General features: G+C 53.3%; 15 protein-coding genes. 1 reads left to right on the top strand and 14 read right to left on the bottom strand.

Going from position 1 to position 17738, the window contains the following annotated elements; all coding sequences use genetic code 11:
• Positions 1 to 47 precede the first annotated feature (47 nt).
• The 12 genes from ACH6EH_RS06275 to ACH6EH_RS06220 form a co-directional block, all read right to left on the bottom strand.
• Positions 48 to 503 carry a MarR family winged helix-turn-helix transcriptional regulator gene (locus tag ACH6EH_RS06275; RefSeq protein WP_397331587.1) on the bottom strand — a complete coding sequence of 152 codons (456 nt, stop codon included), beginning with the start codon at positions 501 to 503 and terminating at the stop codon, positions 48 to 50.
• Between the two features lie 32 nt (positions 504 to 535).
• Entirely contained in the window at positions 536 to 1090 is a 555-nt protein-coding gene (locus tag ACH6EH_RS06270) for a macro domain-containing protein (protein WP_208202537.1), read from the bottom strand.
• 80 nt (positions 1091 to 1170) lie between these two features.
• Positions 1171 to 1590: a hypothetical protein gene (locus ACH6EH_RS06265; protein WP_397331586.1), complete on the bottom strand. Its 420-nt coding sequence runs from the start codon at positions 1588 to 1590 to the stop codon at positions 1171 to 1173.
• Positions 1591 to 1662: 72 nt separating this feature from the next.
• On the bottom strand, positions 1663 to 2286 hold the full coding sequence (locus ACH6EH_RS06260) for a TraX family protein (RefSeq protein WP_397331585.1): 624 nt from the start codon (positions 2284 to 2286) through the stop codon (positions 1663 to 1665).
• Between the two features lie 243 nt (positions 2287 to 2529).
• On the bottom strand, positions 2530 to 3507 hold the full coding sequence (locus tag ACH6EH_RS06255; protein ID WP_397331584.1) for a diaminopimelate dehydrogenase: 978 nt from the start codon (positions 3505 to 3507) through the stop codon (positions 2530 to 2532).
• A gap of 124 nt (positions 3508 to 3631) precedes the next feature.
• The gene (locus tag ACH6EH_RS06250) at positions 3632 to 4843 is read right to left on the bottom strand and encodes an SLC45 family MFS transporter (RefSeq protein ID WP_397331583.1); all 1212 of its coding nucleotides are present in this window, start codon (positions 4841 to 4843) and stop codon (positions 3632 to 3634) included.
• 4 nt (positions 4844 to 4847) lie between these two features.
• Positions 4848 to 5585, bottom strand: coding sequence for a glycerophosphodiester phosphodiesterase (locus tag ACH6EH_RS06245; RefSeq protein WP_397331582.1), 738 nt, complete (start codon positions 5583 to 5585; stop codon positions 4848 to 4850).
• Between the two features lie 95 nt (positions 5586 to 5680).
• Complete coding sequence (gene bcbE, locus ACH6EH_RS06240) at positions 5681 to 6952, bottom strand: bacillibactin exporter BcbE (protein WP_397331581.1); 1272 nt, start codon at positions 6950 to 6952, stop codon at positions 5681 to 5683.
• Between the two features lie 111 nt (positions 6953 to 7063).
• Complete coding sequence (locus tag ACH6EH_RS06235) at positions 7064 to 8767, bottom strand: methyl-accepting chemotaxis protein (protein ID WP_397331580.1); 1704 nt, start codon at positions 8765 to 8767, stop codon at positions 7064 to 7066.
• Positions 8768 to 8929: 162 nt separating this feature from the next.
• Positions 8930 to 11254 (bottom strand): RNA polymerase recycling motor HelD, encoded by a 2325-nt coding sequence (gene helD / locus ACH6EH_RS06230; protein WP_397331579.1) that lies wholly within the window; start codon positions 11252 to 11254, stop codon positions 8930 to 8932.
• A gap of 27 nt (positions 11255 to 11281) precedes the next feature.
• On the bottom strand, positions 11282 to 12340 hold the full coding sequence (locus ACH6EH_RS06225; RefSeq protein WP_397331900.1) for an FUSC family protein: 1059 nt from the start codon (positions 12338 to 12340) through the stop codon (positions 11282 to 11284).
• A gap of 114 nt (positions 12341 to 12454) precedes the next feature.
• Positions 12455 to 13108: a phosphatase PAP2 family protein gene (locus tag ACH6EH_RS06220; protein WP_397331578.1), complete on the bottom strand. Its 654-nt coding sequence runs from the start codon at positions 13106 to 13108 to the stop codon at positions 12455 to 12457.
• A 103-nt stretch (positions 13109 to 13211) separates the two neighbouring features.
• On the opposite strand from ACH6EH_RS06220, the gene ACH6EH_RS06215 reads away from it, so the two are divergent.
• Positions 13212 to 15500 carry a glycosyl hydrolase gene (locus tag ACH6EH_RS06215; RefSeq protein WP_397331577.1) on the top strand — a complete coding sequence of 763 codons (2289 nt, stop codon included), beginning with the start codon at positions 13212 to 13214 and terminating at the stop codon, positions 15498 to 15500.
• A gap of 64 nt (positions 15501 to 15564) precedes the next feature.
• Here the strand turns inward: ACH6EH_RS06215 and mnmH are convergent, their stop codons facing one another.
• Positions 15565 to 16614: a tRNA 2-selenouridine(34) synthase MnmH gene (gene mnmH / locus ACH6EH_RS06210; RefSeq protein WP_397331576.1), complete on the bottom strand. Its 1050-nt coding sequence runs from the start codon at positions 16612 to 16614 to the stop codon at positions 15565 to 15567.
• A 39-nt stretch (positions 16615 to 16653) separates the two neighbouring features.
• The gene (gene selD / locus ACH6EH_RS06205; protein WP_397331575.1) at positions 16654 to 17703 is read right to left on the bottom strand and encodes a selenide, water dikinase SelD; all 1050 of its coding nucleotides are present in this window, start codon (positions 17701 to 17703) and stop codon (positions 16654 to 16656) included.
• Between the last annotated feature and the right edge of the window lie 35 nt (positions 17704 to 17738).

Below are 17738 nucleotides of genomic sequence, written 5' to 3'. Positions count from 1 at the left end.
CTGCACTTGCATAGAACCGACGTAACTTTCTTTCCTTCCAACTGGAATTACCGGCGGAAGCTCTCCTCGGCGGTCGTACCCAGCTTGCGCAGCAGCGCCACAGCCTGCAGCTTCTCTTCTTCCGTCAGACCAGAGACGGCGTGCTCGATTTTTTGCTTATGTCCCGGAAACATATCCTCGAAAAGAGCCTTCCCTTCCACCGTAAGCTCAGCAAAAATGACACGCCTGTCTTCCTGGGATGCGCGGCGAATCAGAAGCTTCTTCTTCTGAAGCTTGTCCACGACGTATGTAATATTGCCGCTGGAGATCAGCACCTTTTCTCCGATTTTTTGCAGCGGCTGGGGGCCCTTATGGTATAGCACATCCAGAACGCCAAATTCTGTTGAATTAAGGCCGTGGGCTTGAATGCTTCGAGTCGAATGGGCGAAGACTGAATTGTACGCCCTTGCGAGCACCACCAGCAGGTGCAGAGACAGCTCTTCATGTTCCGATAAATCCGCCATTGACAACCAACCTCCGCGTTCCACGCCTGAGTTTATGCAAATTGCTCCAGACGCTGTACATAGAGCTCCTCGTTTTCCGGATCAAAACAGATCAGATCGATCTCCTCCAGCCGGTTCTCCGGACGCTCTTCTTTTAAATAGTTCGTAATGCTCTTTAAAGCCACATCGCACGCAAATGGCTTCGGATATTCGTAAATGCCCGTGCTAATATTTGGAAAAGCAATCGTTCGGGCTCCGACTTCATTAGCCAGCTGAAGGGAGCTTCTATAGCATTCTGCGAGCGTATGATCCTCTCCTCTACCGCCTCCCTCCCAGATCGGGCCGACGGTATGGATCACATGCTTCGCCTTCAAGAGACCGGCACAGGTCAGCACAGCATGCCCGGGAGGACATCCGCCCTGAAGCTGACGGATCTTCTTGCATTCCTCCATAATCTCGGGGCCTCCAACCGCGTGAATGACTCCATCCACACCCTTGCCTCCCAGTAGTCCGGAATTTGCCGCATTCACTATAATATCACCCGACCAGGCTGTAATATCACCTGTCCGCACAGAAACTGCCGTCCTGCCGATCTGTATCGTCTTCATGCGAAAAACTCCTTTTCAGCCTTTTTTCTTTACATTACCCTGCTGATAGGGAGTTTGACCCGAACCCACAGGATGAATATTCAGACCCTGGCTGCCGCCTGGCTTAAGCGCTTCGCCATGTTCCGCTCTTGTTCATCTTGCAGCCGGTCCTCGAATGTGCGGTGACTTATGTATGTGCCCCCTGTCCTTGCAGTCTTCACATGCGCTGACAGCATTTGCTCTGCCTGCTCCAGCTTTAAATCTCCCGCAGTATCCCCGGGTACCCGGCACAGACCGGCCTTATAGACACCATCTGCAGTCTCATATTCCATCGCCCATAGCGGAATAGCATCCTCTTCTGCTTCCGGCAGCTCACTCCCCATGCATACCGTGTACCATGCAGGGAGAGCATATTTTTGTCCCGACTCCTGCTGCATGGATATCAGCCTAGAGTTTCGATAAGCCAAATAGCCGGCGGCAGCAAACAACAGTACGCCTACGGCGATGGCAAAGTTCATCATTCCAGGTTCCTCCCCTTATTCATGTCCAGCTGTGATTCCCTCATACCTGCAGCAGGCCATCCTGCCCTGCCGTTATAACCTCTGCACAATGGCAAGAATAATCATATGTACGGGATAAAAGGACCGCCATACCCAGGAAGGAACCCGAACCTTCTCGATTTCTTTCCAGACGGCAGGACCATAGACAATGAGGAACGTCGGCAGAACACTCCACATCTGAATTTCCCAGCCGTACAAATACCAGAACACCACGTTCAGTAGTAGATGCCACGCTGCAAGCATCTGACCCTCAGCATAGCGGAAGATCAAGATCAGCAGCAGACCGTAGGACCCATAATCGAAATTCAGCGCCTCCATCAGCACCGCAGCGATCACGGCAATGAGGATGGATGCCGCCGGATCCACCTTCTCCATCACATACAGCACAAGCCCTCCTGCAAGCAGTGTCACAACCACATTCAGCCCTTCGGGATTGAGAGAGAGCTGATAAGGAATTTGGGACACCAACGCAATCACGCCTAATCTTATAAAATAACGCCGTTTCGATGAGGTCCGGCCATATCCCAGCACCAGGGCGTATACGTACAGCGGAAACGCAATTCTGCCGATAATCCTCCATAGTTCTTCACCGGGATAAAAAACAAGCCCGACATGGTCCACCAGCATCGTCAGCATGGCTAGCCATTGCATCATCATCCCCCCCCCGTCCCGCGCAGCTTCCAGGCATTATTCCTGATCTCTACATTATGAAGGGGAAACCGTCCTGCCGCAAGACAGGTCAAGAGCGGGTTGCTGCCCAAGTCTTTTAAACGCCAAAAAAAGCACCCGTTCCCGGAAGAACGGATGCCTGGATTGCCTCAGTCACAGAAGGTCTTGTGCAGCCCTGTGCTTCAATACGCCGTACAATTCAAGCCCGATTCTTGAGGCATGCTGCTGAAATTATAGCAGCTCTTTCCGAAGCTGCGCGGCAGATTTAGGCGACAGCAGGCCGTATGGAATATCGAACACTGTCTTTGCGCCCTGGTCACCGGCTTGAGCCAGACGATATGCAGCACGTGCATAAGCGACCAGCACGCTCGCTGTAAATTCAGGATTGCTGTCCAGCGTCAGACCAAATTCAATGATCTGCTTGCTGTTCTCTCCGGTCAGGCCGCTGCGAAGCACGGTGCCGCCATGAGGCATAGCGGAGTGGTTCGCCTTCAGCTCTTCCTCGGAAATAAAATTCACAACCGTATCATAGTCGGCAAAATAGTTCGGCATTTCCTTGATTTCCTTCTCGATGGCCGCTTGATCTGCACCCTCCTGCGCAACAATGTAGCATTCACGCAGATGCTTCTCCCGGGTGCTGAGCTCTGGATTTTCTCCACTGCGGACACGGTTCAGCGCCTCTTCCTTCGGAATGGTGTACTGAACACCATTCTTGACGCCCTCTACACGGCGAATGGCATCGGAGTGGCCCTGGCTGACGCCCTTGCCCCAGAACGTGTATTCATTGCCTTCTGGCAGAATCGATTCAGCGATCAGACGGCTTAAGGAGAACAGCCCTGGATCCCAGCCCGTGGAAATGACGCTGACCTTGCCGCCCTCGCGCGCAGCCGCATCCACACTGTCGAAATATTCAGGAATCTTAGCGTGCGTGTCAAAGCTGTCTACGGTATGAAATCTTCCGGCCAGCTCAGGTCCCTGCTCCGGCAGATCTGTCGCTGAGCCGCCGCAAAGGATCAAGACATCAATCTCATCTTTATATTGATCCACCTCGGAAATATGTACTGCCTTCACTTCGGAAGCTACTCCGTTCGGATCTCTTCTGGAGAACACGGCAGTTAACTCCATGTCCGGATTCTGCTTGATGGCTTTCTCTACACCTCGGCCCAGATTACCGTAGCCGACGATGCCAATTTTAATGGCTTGTGTCATCGTATCCCTCCTGCGTTATCTTTAAAATGAATCTAACAAAATAACAAAAAAACCAGGCCTTGTCCAAAATGCCTGGTTTTAATATTACATATTGTGTTAGATTTATGCAATGGTTTTTCTAATTCTATTTCACAGAGGGAGCAGCAGGGTTGCCTAAGCCGGCAGAAGGCTTCTCTCCCCTCTCCTGTATTGCCGCCATGCACAGCAATGCAGCCAGCATGCTGATCGATGCCGCAATAAACAGAACCGGGTAGCCCAGCCAATCGATCATCTGACCGAGCAGCGGAGGCGATGCAATGGCAGCCATCGAAGAGACAAGGTAATATAATCCGGTTCGGGTTCCAATGCTCTCTTCGCTCCCGGTAGAAATGATAAAGGGATAGGAATTGATGTTAATGCAGGCCCAGAATATACCTCCTGCAGCGAGAAGCAAGCGCAGCAGAAGCAATGAATGGATGAAGGGCATGACCGCAAACACAGCCATCAAGCCAAGGACGCCAGTCAGGATCATCCTCTTCTTCCCGAAACGCTTGCCCAGCCAGCCGCTGGGAATCGCAAACAATACGAAGAACAGCGAGAAGAACAGAAGGGAGAAGGAAGCCTCCCCCTCGGTCAGGCCTACATGATTTTTGCCATATAGGGTAAAGAGCGTTTCAACCCCCTGATACGCCACGAACCAGAAAAAGATCGCGCATAACAGCAGCACCGTGGTCCGATCAAGCTGCCCTTTGAACGACACCCGTCTTAGGGACTTGTCCGGTGTTGAAATACTTGGCACGTCTCGGTTCTCTTGAATTCGGGTAGACAGAATCAGCAAGGAAATTAGCGTGATGGCGGCAGCCGCGATAAAGGGATAGATCTCGTTCGCCTCATACAGCACGGAGCCGGCACCGAACGCCAGGATCGCCCCCACACCGCCCATGAAGTTAATGACGCCATTGGCCTTGGTCCGCTCCCGCTCCGGCATTACATCCGGCATCAGCGCCACCGTCGGTGAACGGTACAGGCTCATGGCCAGATTCATCAGCATCATGAACAGAATTAGAGTCAGGAGCCCGGTATGAAACGGGATCAGAGCCGTGAATACTGCCGCAAGCGGCATGCCGAGAAGCAGAAAGGGCATTCTCCGCCCGAACCGGGTACGGGTTGCATCGCTCAGGTTACCGACCCAGGGCTGGAGGAACAGCGCGAAGTAATTATCCAGCGTCATAAAAAAAGCAATAAGTGCAACAGAGGAAAGATAGTCCTCCAAAAAATAGGGAACAAAGGCGTTATACAGCGCCCAGGTCATGCTGATACTGAAAAATCCAAAGCCGAGCAGCCATGATTTTTTCAAGCAGCTACACCTCTTCCTGCTGCAGCAACGCGTGGAGAACATCCGGATAATCGGTAATGATGCCGCTCACCCCAGCCTTTAACAGCCCCTTCATTTCGTCGGGAGCATTCACGGTGAAGGGATGATACGCAAGTCCTCTGTCCCGAGCCTCTGCCACAAGCTCCGGAAGGACAGCATACTTGAAGGCATGCAGGGCGTCAGCCCCGACAGTCTGCGCATAGTCACATACCTGGTACAGACCCTCCATATACAGAATGGCCGTCACAATATCCGGCGCAAGTTTCTTACAATGCACAAGAGAATAGTGATTGAAGCTGGAGATGATGACGCGCTCCTCCATACCATACTCCCGGACGGCAGCAATCACTTCCTCTTCCAGCCCGGGATAAGGGATGATTCCATTTTTCAGCTCAATGTTGATGAACGTCCCGCGGGCTTTGCCCAGAGCGAGCAATTGCTTCAGCTCAGGCACCTGCTCTCCCTTGAACGCTTCGCTGAACCATGATCCGGCGTCCAGCTGCTGCAGCTCAGAGAGCGTGTAATCCTTTATGTATCCTTGTCCGTTGGTCGTCCGGTTCACCGCTTCATCATGCATCAGAACGAGCTTGTGGTCCGAGGTCATCTGTACGTCGGTTTCAATACCGTTCGCGCCTTGCTCCAACGCTTTGTGAAAGGCTGCCATTGTATTCTCCGGCGCTGCTCCTGAAGCTCCCCGGTGAGCAAAATTAATAAATGCTGCCATGAATCATACCTCCTTTAAGAACCGATTGATACGCTTATTATAAAGGAATATGATCAGAGCGGTGTTAAATATATCCGCAGCCAAAAAACCTTGCCCTATTTGCGGACAAGGTTTTTCGCAGCACCGGCAGGCGGCTTGAACTGGACACGCTTGACTTCTCCGGTCCCGCCTTCGCCCTCCTCCGGCTTCACCGCGAGCAGCGTCAACAGGGCCCCGGCAGCAGCAACCACAGCCAAGGTCAGGAACAGCACCCAATGATTGGCGCCAAGCAGCAAGGACACAACGGGTGGACCCAGCGATACTCCGATAAAGCGCATGCTGCTATACAAGGAGGTGATCGTTCCTCGCTGTTCCTCCTCTACACCCTCGGTGAGAAGCGTATCCATGCTGGGCAGCACCAGACCGATTCCGATGCTGCCCGCGGTCATAAATCCAATGACAAAATAAATCTGCTCGCTAAAGCCGATGATGACCAGAGAGCCTGTGAGCAGCGCCATGCCGGCGAAGCCCGTCCACTTCATTAGCCCCTTCTTATGCCCTGTGAATTTCCCGGTCAGATACGAAGCCAGACACAAGGCTGCCAGTGGAATCGCCAGCACCAGTCCCTTGACAATGCCGGTCAAGCCATAAGCACTCTCTAGAGTTTCCGATAGATAAAATTGCACGCCAAAAATGCCGAACATGGCAATACCGCCAATTGCAAAAATCGCATACAGCCAGCGACCCTTTTCTTGAAGCACATCCTTGGTCGTACCGAGGAACTCCCGGATCGACTGCTGGGTCTTCTCATGCTCTGGCGATTTCACCAGGAATATGATGAGCAGCAGGGATACCGCGCAGAGAACCGGGATGGCCAGAAAGGGCAGAAACCAGATGAAGCTACCCAGAAACGCTCCCAGAATCGGGCTCAGCACCTTGCCAAAGGTGTTCGACGTTTCAATGACGCCCAGACTTTTACTTACCTTCTCATCCTCGCTAAACATATCTCCAACGAGCGGGATGACGATGGGAAATGCACCGGCTGCGCCAATTCCCTGCAGCAGCCTCCCGGCAAGAATCACGATGTACGCGGCGCTGCCTCCCAGCAGCCACGCTGCACCGGCCGAGATGCCGCTGCCGAGCACCGTAATGATCAGGCTCGGGATAATGACCTTCTTGCGGCCGAACCGGTCAGATAAATATCCGGCGATTGGAATCATCAGAATAGCTGTTACGGCATACACCGTAATCAGCATACTGCCCATCAAGGAGCTGATGCCGAGCGCTTTAGCAATTTGCGGCAGTATGGGAATGAGCATCGAGTTTCCCAAGGTCATGATGAGGGGAACCGAGGCCAGTGCGGCGAGATCCCATTTCTTATTGTCCATGAGAAGACCACCTTTAACATCAGTTGACCCTTCTATAATGTGGGTTTTGCGCCCGCAATATACATGATAAAAATGGCTGCCGCTGCGTCGCTGTGGACGCTGTGGCAGGCCTCACACCTTAAACCCGGACATCTCCCGCTCCAGTCGTGCGGACATTTCATTCAAAGACTCCACCGATTGTGTCATTTCCTCAATGGAAGCCAGCTGCTGAGCGGCAGCGGCACTGACGCTCTGCGTCCCTGCAGCCGCATTTCGATTGCTCTCCAGCATGCTTTCGATGCCATGCATCATTGCGTCCGCCTGCCGTGAAAGCTGGGCACAGGACTGCTGAATATCCTGGATCTGTGTATTAAGTGAAAGGATGGACTGATCAATGTGCTGAAACGCCTCGGCCGCCCCTCGGGCAGCCTGGATGCCCCTGGTTACCGTGAGAACCTCCTCCTCCATGGCATGCTCCAGCGTGTGTATGTCCTTCGTGATTTCTTCAACGAAACGGTTGATCTCTGCGGAGCTGGCATTGGACTGCTCTGACAGCTTTCTGACCTGAGAAGCTACCACAGCAAATCCTGCTCCCTGCTCTCCTGCCCGGGCTGCTTCAATGGACGCGTTCAAAGCCAGCAGTCCGGTTTGCGATGAGAGCGAATTAATCGTCTCTCCCATCAAGCCGATGAGCTCCGCTTTGCTTCCCAACTCCTTGACCGCTTCCGCAGAGCGGTTTGTGCGGCCCCGAATTTCCTCCATTTGCTGCAAAGTCCGCTTGACCGCTTCTTCGCCTTCTGAGGAGAGCACCTGCGCTTCGCCCGACACCTCGGAGGTGTGTGCTGCTGCATGATGAATAACGCCGATTCCGGCAGCCATATCGGTCAGCGAGCCCATCGACGCTTCACTGACTTCAAGCTGATGGTTCGTGCCGTCTGCAAGCCGTTCCATGATCGAGGAAGTATGGCGGGACGCGTCCCGGATCTCAGAAGAGCCGGTGAACAGCTGATCGCTGGTAGCGGCGATTTGGGTGGCGGAGTCTTTAATGTTCACCACCATTGAGCGGAAGGAATCCAGCAGCGCGTTGTACGCACGAGCTACCTCGCCAATCTCATCGCGGCTGCGCACTTGAAGCCTTGAGGCCAGATCTCCGCCCCCGCGGCTTATGTCCTCCAGCTCGCTCTTCATGCGGATTAAGGGCTTGATCGAAGCTATAAGCATCCGGCTTTGAAGCATGTAATAGATGACGGCAATGATCCCGGCGGCAAGCATCGCCTCGTTCCGCAGCAGATTGGCTGAGGAAATATCCGCCATGCGCTGCTCCATTTCTGCCTCTTTTCTTTCTTTGAACTGATCCACCAGCGGAGTGAAGGCTTTACGAATGTCCCGTTCGGCCTCGAATGCCGATTCATACTGGGCAAATGCCGGCGGAGCCGCGCCAGGGCTCGATAGTCCGCCCTTCTCCAGCACCTCCTGAATGGCGGCCTCATAGGCTTTGAAGCCCTGGTCAATTTCGTGGATCACACGAAGATCCTCTGGCGCTTGACTCCGCTGCCTGGTATCGGCTGACAATTCAAGAAAATGCTTCTGCTTCTGCTCCATGGACTGCACATAGCTCTCTAGACCGGTTATCAAAAATCCGCGTTCATCATTCGCGATCCCGGCTAGCAGCCACTGCATTTGCGATAAATTGTAAATCATCGTATGACCTTCTTGAATAAGGTTCTTATACCGTTCCTCTGTCGATTTTGCATTCCAGAATGCAAACAGGATCATGACCACCGTTACAGCACCCACAATGGAGGACGACAGCAGCAATTTCGTCTTGATTTTCATAGACCGACTTCCTTTTCATTCGTTTTTCACAGATTCCCTGTAATGAGACATATTTCGACTTTTTTCTACAAAAAATGAAGGGCTAGTCCCATGTATTTTCTGGAAGACAAAAAAAGCCTGTCTCCAAGGATTCCAGGTCCTTGAATACAGGCCAAGCCGTTTCTATGAAGGAAGGAAGCGACTCCTCGCTCCGAGATGATAAATGTGCAGCTCATGCATAGCACGGGTACAAGCGGTATAAAAGAGCTTGCGCTCCCTCTCGCGGGAGTAGAGCTCATCCGAGCCGTTATAGATCAGCACGGCATCAAATTCAACGCCCTTCGCTAAATAAGCAGGCACAACGAGAATGCCCTGCTCAAATGCCGGTGTTGATTTGGTAATCAATCGAATCGGCATTCGTGGTGATAGGCGGCGGTGCACCCCGCGGCTCTCCTCCTCTGTCTTGCAGATCATCGCCACATAGTGATAGCCCTGGGCTTGCAGCTCCTGCAAATCCTGTGCCACCAGCTCCTCCAGCTGCTTCTCCGACTCCACCGGGATGACCTTTGGCGGGAGACCTGGGCGATGAAAGGGAGTAATATGCTCTCCTCCTGGAATCATTTGGCGAGTAAATTCTACAATTTCGCGAGTAGAGCGATAGCTCTTCGTTAACGAAATGACCTCGGTTTCCGCCTCGCCGTACAGGCTGACCAGGCTCTGGAGCTCTCCCAGTGCTTCTCCATGGGCATAAATGGCCTGGTTCAAGTCGCCCAGCACGGTCATCTTGGCCCGGGGGAACAGCCGCTTTAGAAATTCAAGCTGAAACACGGAATAATCCTGAACCTCGTCCACAATCACGTGACGGATCGAGGTGTTCGTCCGAAATCCCTGAAGCAGCTCTCTTAAATACAAATAGGGCGTGACATCCTCGTAATAAAGCTCCTTGCTGTTCATTTTGGCCAAAGTCTGGCGGCTGATCTCGTCCCACTCCCGGGGCAGCGAGGTTTCTGAATCCAGCAGCTCGGCAGTCATGGAAGCATCCTGGAACAATCGCCGGTACAGCCCCACCACATCAACAAAACGGTAGTTCTTGATCCACTGCCGAAGCGGCTTCAGCCGGGTACTGACCACCATCCGGGCCAGTGCTTCCTTCTCGGCATCAAAATCATCGAAGCTCAGCTCTCCCTTGCGCTGCTTCCTGCGCATGATCTGAAACGCACGCTGATAATCATCCTGGTCCAGCAGCTGGATCTGATCCTCCACCCAATCCGCCTTCCGCTCCTCGGCCGCAAAGGATGATAACGCCTTTAGCAGCCTGTCACGCATGAGATCCAGCCGGTTCGCAAGCTTGATGGCGGGATCAAAGCTGTAAAATTGCCGCACCATCTCTTCTCTGGACACAATAATCCGACCCTGGAATACAATGGGACGAAAGAGCATGTCCCGGGCTTCGAGATGCTCCTTGTAAGTCTGAATCAAGCGCAGATAGCCCATCCCAGATTTGAAGGCAATGCCTTCTCTTCTCGCCTCAAGCCCTGGATCATCATGCTCAGCCAGCAGCTGTTCTGTCTGGGTGAATACATCCTCCAGCTCAAATTCCCGGCCCAAACGATGTTCCAGATAGGCTTGGAATGTGGTCTGCTGCATATTGTCCTCGCCAAGCTCCGGGAGCACCGTCGAAATATAGCTGTTAAACAGCGGGTTCGGCGAGAACAGAATCATCTGGTCGGCCTGCAGCGTATCCCGGTACTTATAGAGCAGATACGCCACCCGCTGCAGCGCTGCCGAGGTCTTGCCGCTCCCCGCGGCGCCCTGGACGATGAGCATTCGCGTTTTGTCGTTACGGATAACCGCATTCTGCTCCTTCTGGATGGTGGCGACGATATTTTTCATCTTGTCGTCAGCACTGTGACTGAGCACCTGCTGCAGCAGCTCATCACCGATCGTTACGCCGGTATCGAACAGCACCTGGATTTGACGGTCCCGGATGACGAATTGGCGCTTGAGGCTCATCTCGCCCTTCACCATGCCGGAAGGCGTCTCATATTGAGCTTCACCCGGTGCTCCGTCATAATAAAGACTTGAAATGGGCGCCCGCCAGTCGTAGACCAGGAAGTTCTCCAGCTTTTCATCCATGACCGACCCGATCCCTAAATAAATGGGCTCCGCTGCGCTCTCTCCCGATTCTCTGAAGTCGATGCGGCCAAAATACGGCGAGTCCACAAGCTTCCGATATTTTTTCAGAGCCTTGCTCGCCTGTAAATGGGTCCGTTCCCGCTCTGAGAGTACCTGGGATTGCTGGCGGAGATTGGTGGATGTTTCTCCAACATCATCGGCTTCGCTGAAATTGATGGTGACCTCGTCCCAGAAGTCCTTTCTCATCTCGATGACGTCACCGCGAACGCCGCCGACCTGCTTCATTAACCGTTGAATATAGTGATCAATGATATCGGTAATCTCGGTAACCCGCTGCTGTTCTTCCTGCCAATCCTGATCCTGGATGGTCAATTGACTCCCCCCTCATTGTTTAGCTCTTTATTTTTTCAGCCACGCCAAAATACTGCGGCCATCCTTCTTCCGGTCAACAAAGCGGGAGATATGATCCGCTACCTGATTCAGCCTTTCCAGCATATGACCGTAATCATACATCGCCGCCGCAACCACCGCGATTCGGAAGCTGGAAGAGGACGCCGGTACAATTCGGGACATATCATCCATAAACCGCTGATTCTCAAAAGCCATATGCTCTGCCTCCTCCGCGTTCGGCTTCAGCTTATCTTCGAATTTCCATAAAATATGCTCGTGGAATTTAATCAGCCGCTCCAGATTCTCGTCCAGCCGCTGATCCAGCTCCAGCGATCGCTGGGCCTGAAAATAATGATTATGCACAGCAGTCAGAATATCATAGCCCTTCTGGAGGGATTCCAGCAAATGCTTGTATACGACCAGCTGACGCGACTGACTGTATTTGGGGCGCTTCAGCTTCTTCTGTTCTTCCTCGAACAGAGCATACTTGTCGCTCAAAGATTTAATGGCTCCGCCCAGCTGCTTCAGCTCTTCCCGGTATACAGAGTCCTTCATTTCATGCGAAATGGCGGAACGAAGCAGCAGCGACATTTTGACAAATACGTGCTGGATTTGCTTGAAATACTGCTCCTTCGGCTTGGGTGGAAAGACGAAGACATTTACGAAAAAGGCAGAAAAAATACCGACCAGCGTCATGATGAACCGGTTGAGCGCAAAATCCCACTGCCCGGAGGCCTCCATCACGGAAATGACGGTGACCAGCGTCAGGCCGATCGTTTCGCCCATATTCAGCCGGATACAAATCATAATAACCAGTGTACATACCAGCCCGACGGAGATCGGCTGATTAGATAAGAACGTTCCCCAGAGCACCGCGATGACCGCACCCAGCGTGCTGGTTTGAAGCTGATCGAGAAAATATCTCCAGGACCGATAAATCGACGGCTGCATGGCAAAAATCGCAGCAATTGCGGCAACAACCGGCGATTGAAGCCCCAGGAGCATCGTTATGTACAGAGCCAGCGTGACCGCCAGGCCTGTTTTCGCCATTCTTGCGCCAAAGGCCATCATTAGCCCCCCCTTTTACGGTATGCATGCTTCATTGTATACCAGGTTACATGCAAATTGCGATGCACCTCTGATCCGGCTGGACAGAATGAAGCCTTCTCTTCAGCAGGAGGATCAGGATGCTTTTGCCGGCGTTCGCTCCAGCCATTTATATTCATAGAACCCGATACAGAAGAGCAGCCAGGACAAGCTTGCAGCATAAGCTCCTGCGACATCACTAGGATAGTGTACGCCCAGGTAGACGCGGCTCATTCCGATTCCCAAAATCATCAGGCTGCTGGCAGCAAGCAGAACCAGCCGCCCCTTCCACCCGCTCCAGCGGCTCCACAGCAAATAACACAGTACTCCATATAAAGAAAAGGCCGCCATGGAATGCCCGCTGGGATAGCTGTAGCCGGTAATTTCGATGAGGCGGTTCACATCGGGCCGGACCCGGTGAAACAGAAGCTTCAGCACCACATTCCAAACCTCTGATCCCAGCAGCACCAGAAGAAACAGCTTGATCTCGCCGTTTCTGCCTGCGGCGGCGTAAAGATACCAGACCACCCACAATGCAATCACAATGATGGGACCCTTGGAGCCGATGAAGGTAAGCAGCCGGGCCCCTAATGTCCACATCGGGGCCTGAAATTCCTGTAACCACCGGTTAATCTGCATCTCCCCCCCAGCAATGACCCAGGACGACAGCAGAACAAAAAGAAGTGCGCTGCACAAAGAGGTGGTCCAAAGAGCTGCAATTCGGGTAGATATATATGGGCTTGGTTGCATGATGTAAGTCTCCCTCCTCTGCAGCCGTTTCATAAAGCCGTGCCGGTCTGACGTTCAGTATTTCTTAAACGAATATGATTTGATTGATTCAGGAGGTTTATGAATGAGAAACAAGTTCTGGTACAAGACCGCCCTTTCAAGTGTGCTGGCTATGGCCGCCGCTGCCTTTTCGGCTGCTCCTTCCAGTGTGCATGCCGCCGACATCATGTCCGGGTCCGGCTCTTATTCCGCAGGCTCGCCTGCCGAAGCCATACCGCTGCAAGCCGAGCAATACATAACCGAGGATCTGCTGAACAAGCCGGTCCCTACGAATCAATGGTGGAGCAGCCTTCTCTGGGATTCCTTCTCCGAAGCACAGTATCCGCATCCGCTGGCTGTCCGGCATGAACAGCAAGGGCTGCGAATCTATCATCCCGGACCCCATCTTCTTCAAGAGCCCACGGTCATTGACGGCACAATGGCGGTTGACGGAGATTTTATTGCCGGACATACCGGCGAGAGCCAGTTTCCCGAGGCCCGGGTGGCCGGCTACAGTGACTGGTTCGTGGACGCCCAATATGAGTCAGGCCAGCATGAGATGAAAGTCAGCTACGGGCACGGATCTCCGTTCACGTATTTCACGTATGCCGGAGGAAATCCCAAGCTGATCTTTCAAGAGACACCCGAGCTTTGGTACGGCGGCCGCAGCAGCTCCGTGCTCGGCATCACGGTCAACGGGTCCCACTATGGCCTGTTCGGACCAACAGGCAGCACCTGGGCCGGTCTAGACCGCCAGGAATGGGTCAACCAATTGAATGGCAAGGATTACTTCTCGATTGCCGTGCTGCCGGACAACCGGCCCGCTACACTGGAGAAGTTCCGGCAATATGCCTACTCCCATATCACAGATACCAAGGTGTCCTGGACATACGATGAAGAGCAGAGTGAGGTTACCTCAACCTACCGCTTCACAACCGTGCCGAAAGAAGGCCTTCGGTCCGGCACCTTGTTCACGATGTATCCTCATCAGTGGAAGTACACAAATACAGATCCCCTTCCCTACCGTTATGCTTCTGTGCGCGGGGATCTGGCCACCGGGGAGGGAGACCGCTTCACGACAGTTATGAAGTATCATGGTATTTTGCCCGCCCTTCCGGCGGTCGGTGAGGATCAGCTCTCCTTGATGAAAGCTTTGCTGGAGGAAGCCCTGAATGAGCCGGAGACCGGCGCCGCCGACTCATACTCGGCAGCCAAGGAGCTTGGCCGACTGACAGCCCTTCTCCCGCTGGCCAAGGACTCCGGGGAGAGTGAAGCCGCCGTTTTTTTTGAGCAGAAGCTTCAGGGTATGCTGGAGGACTGGCTCACATATACCGATGAAGACCGGGATCAGCTGTTCTATCCCTCCAGCTATTTCTATTACGATTTCGCATGGAGCACACTCATCGGCTATCCGGCGAGTCTGGGAAGCGACAGCGAGCTGAATGATCATCACATTGTGAATGGATACTTCATCAAAGCAGCCGCAGAGCTGGCCCGCCATAATCCCGAATGGGCGTCAGACAGCAGCTACGGCGGCATGATAGACCTGCTCATCCGCGATATGGCAAGCCCTGACCGGCAGGATGCACTGTTTCCTTTTCTCCGGGTATTTGATCCCTATGCCGGCCATTCTTGGTCATCCGGAGCTGCTCGTTACGGCAGCGGGAACTACAATGCAGCCTCCGGTGAAGTCATGAATGCCTGGTCTTCGCTGATCCTTTGGGGTGAGGCTACCCGGGATCCAGCGATTCGGAATCTCGGTATTTATTTGTACACGACCGAAATGCAAGCTATTCTTCAATACTGGCTTGATGCCGATCAGACGCATTTTCACGATGACTTTACGCCGGCGGGAGCCGCAGCGATCTGGGGCGGCAAAACCGAAGGTGACTCCACGTTGTGGTCCACCCGCCCGGCAGAGGTCCAGGCTGCGAACTGGCTGCCCTTTAGCGGCTCTTCCTTGTATTTGACCGCTTCCCCTTCGCTCGCGGAGCGCCATTTCACAAAACTGCGTCAAGATGAGCAGGACACGGGGGACGAAGAAGGCTTGCGAGACCTTGTATATATGTATCAGGCGATTTCTCAACCCGAGGAAGCCCTAGAGGCTTTTGAAAATACGGCTCCGTTATTTACAGCCCAGGCCGGCAGCTCCAAAGCTCATGCCTATGCCTGGATTTCCATGCTGAACGAGCGGGGCACGCAGGATAAGGACATCACAGCCGACACCCCTTTATACGCCGTATACAAGCATCCGGAGCATGGCAGCACCTACATTATATATAACATGTCCTCTTCTCCAGTGAATGTAACCTTTTCGGATGGAACGATAATGACTGCTTCACCGTCAGGCTTCACGGAGAAAACCTTACCTTAATATTAGATAATAAAAGCCCGGGGCGCCTTGAGGTTCATTTGAACCATGAGGCGCCCCCGGGCCTTTATGAGGTATGCTGCTGAAATCGTGCATCCAGAATTTCTTTAAGCCGGGTAGCCGCGTCTTCTGCACTGTCTGCTTGTAGCTCCAGCTTACTCCCTTCCCCATACATCTGGGAGGTATGATCATAGCGGGGGTCATAGTAATGAAGCAGCAGCAGACGGACAGCGTCTGCAAATCGGTCTTCTTCCAGAGACTTATGAATTTCCGCTGCAATCGGGGTGTGAATCCGGTCCTTAATCCGCACAAAAGCCTGAATACACTGCTCCTTATATTCCACCGGCCGGTAATCCTTCATGATCTGTGCCACGCGCTGCTCCAACGGCAGCTGCAGCACAATCGCTGTGCCTGCGGCCTTTTTATTCATAAGGAAATCCGGCAGGATGACTTTGCCGATTCGCTTGCTCTCTGCTTCCATAATTATATATGGGCTTGCAGACAGCTGCTGTAAACGCTCAAACAGCTGGGCGTCAAACATCTTCTGATTGTATGACGGGAGCCCGATATGGCCAAAGATCGAGCCCCGGTGCCCCGAGAGCCCTTCAAGATCCAGCACGGGATAGCCTTCGGCTTGCAGCTGCTGCAGCACCTCTGTCTTGCCAGTGCCGGTAAAGCCGTGCAGTACGATGGCCTCTGTATCTAACGAGATGCTTCCCAGTGTGTCTACAACCAGCTTCCGATAGGCCTTGATCCCGCCCTGAATTCGCTTGACGTGAACATCCATTAACGACAGCACCGTAGCTGCCGTACGGCTGCGCATGCCGCCTCTCCAGCAGAATACGGCCTTATCGCCCTCCAGCTCTCTAAATTGACGGATAAAGGAAGGCAGCTTGGCGGACATAATCTCAAGTCCCCGGTCTTTGGCTGCCTCCACACTGACCTGCTTGTACAGGGTGCCGATCTCTGCCCGCTCTTCATCGTTAAACACCGGGATGTTCACACTGCCGGGAATGGTGTATTCTCGGAATTCGGACGGCGACCGCACATCGATCAAGGTCATGCTCTTATGATGCTTCTGCTGGAGCCACTCTTCAACGGTTATGTCTTGAAACATGTCTATGCTCCTTTTCCTGATCCAAGAAAATAAGTAGTCTTATTCAACGGTGATTCTTCCTGGGTGCTCCTCCCCGACACGGCCAATGACAGCGGCCTCCAGGCCTCTCTCTTTCAACTGCTGCAGCAATTGGTCCGCTTCATCGCCCTGTACAGAGATTAGCAATCCGCCAGAGGTTACGGCATCACACAGGATCCAGCGGTCAATCTGATCCATCTCTTCCGGGAAATCGACATCGCCCTTCACATGCTCATGGTTATTCTTTGTTCCTCCCGGAATGACGCCGGCCTCAGCCAGCTCCCTTACTCTTGGCAGGAGGGGCACGTCTGACTTGGTTAACGTAATGCCGGTGCCGCTGCCCTTCGCCATCTCCAGCGCATGACCCATCAAGCCGAAGCCTGTCACGTCAGTGCAGGCATGTACGGTGAAATGAGCCATCACCTCGGCAGCTGTTTTGTTCAGCTGTGACATGACTGCGGTCAGGCGTTCCACCTCTTCCTTGCTCAGCAGATCCTTCTTGATGGAGCTGGATAAAATACCGACCCCAATCGGCTTCGTGAGTACCAGCTTGTCTCCAGGCTTGGCTCCGGCATTGGTGCGGACCTTGCCGGGATGAATGGTTCCGGTAACGGCCAGACCGAATTTCGGCTCTTTATCATCAATGGAATGCCCTCCGACGAGCGTGATTCCTGCCTCCTTCAGCTTGTCCCCGGCCCCTCTTAGGATGTCAGACAGGATGCTCTTGTCCAGCGTTGAAATCGGAAACGCCACAATATTCAGAGCCGTTAACGGCGTGCCTCCCATGGCATAAATGTCACTGATTGCGTTGGCGGCCGCAATCTGGCCGAAGGAATATGGATCATCGACAATCGGGGTGAAGAAATCAACGGTCTGCACGATCGCCAGCTCGTCACTCAGGCGGTATACGCCGGCATCGTCGCTCGTATCAAGTCCGACCAGCAGGTCCGGATTCGGCTCGGCGGGCGGCAATGTGCGAATGACCTCTGCCAGATCGGCAGGGCCAATCTTACAGCCGCAGCCTCCTTTAGACGAAAGCGAGGTTAGCTTAATGTTGTTGGATGGATTCATATGGGATACTTCCTTTCATCAACGAAAATCAGACT

The sequence above is a fragment of the Paenibacillus sp. JSM ZJ436 genome (genome assembly GCF_044383795.1).
GTDB classification, from domain to species: domain Bacteria; phylum Bacillota; class Bacilli; order Paenibacillales; family Paenibacillaceae; genus Paenibacillus_AQ; species Paenibacillus_AQ algicola.
The sequence above is the reverse complement of the archived record's forward strand: the minus strand, read 5'-3'. Positions and strand labels throughout refer to the sequence as shown.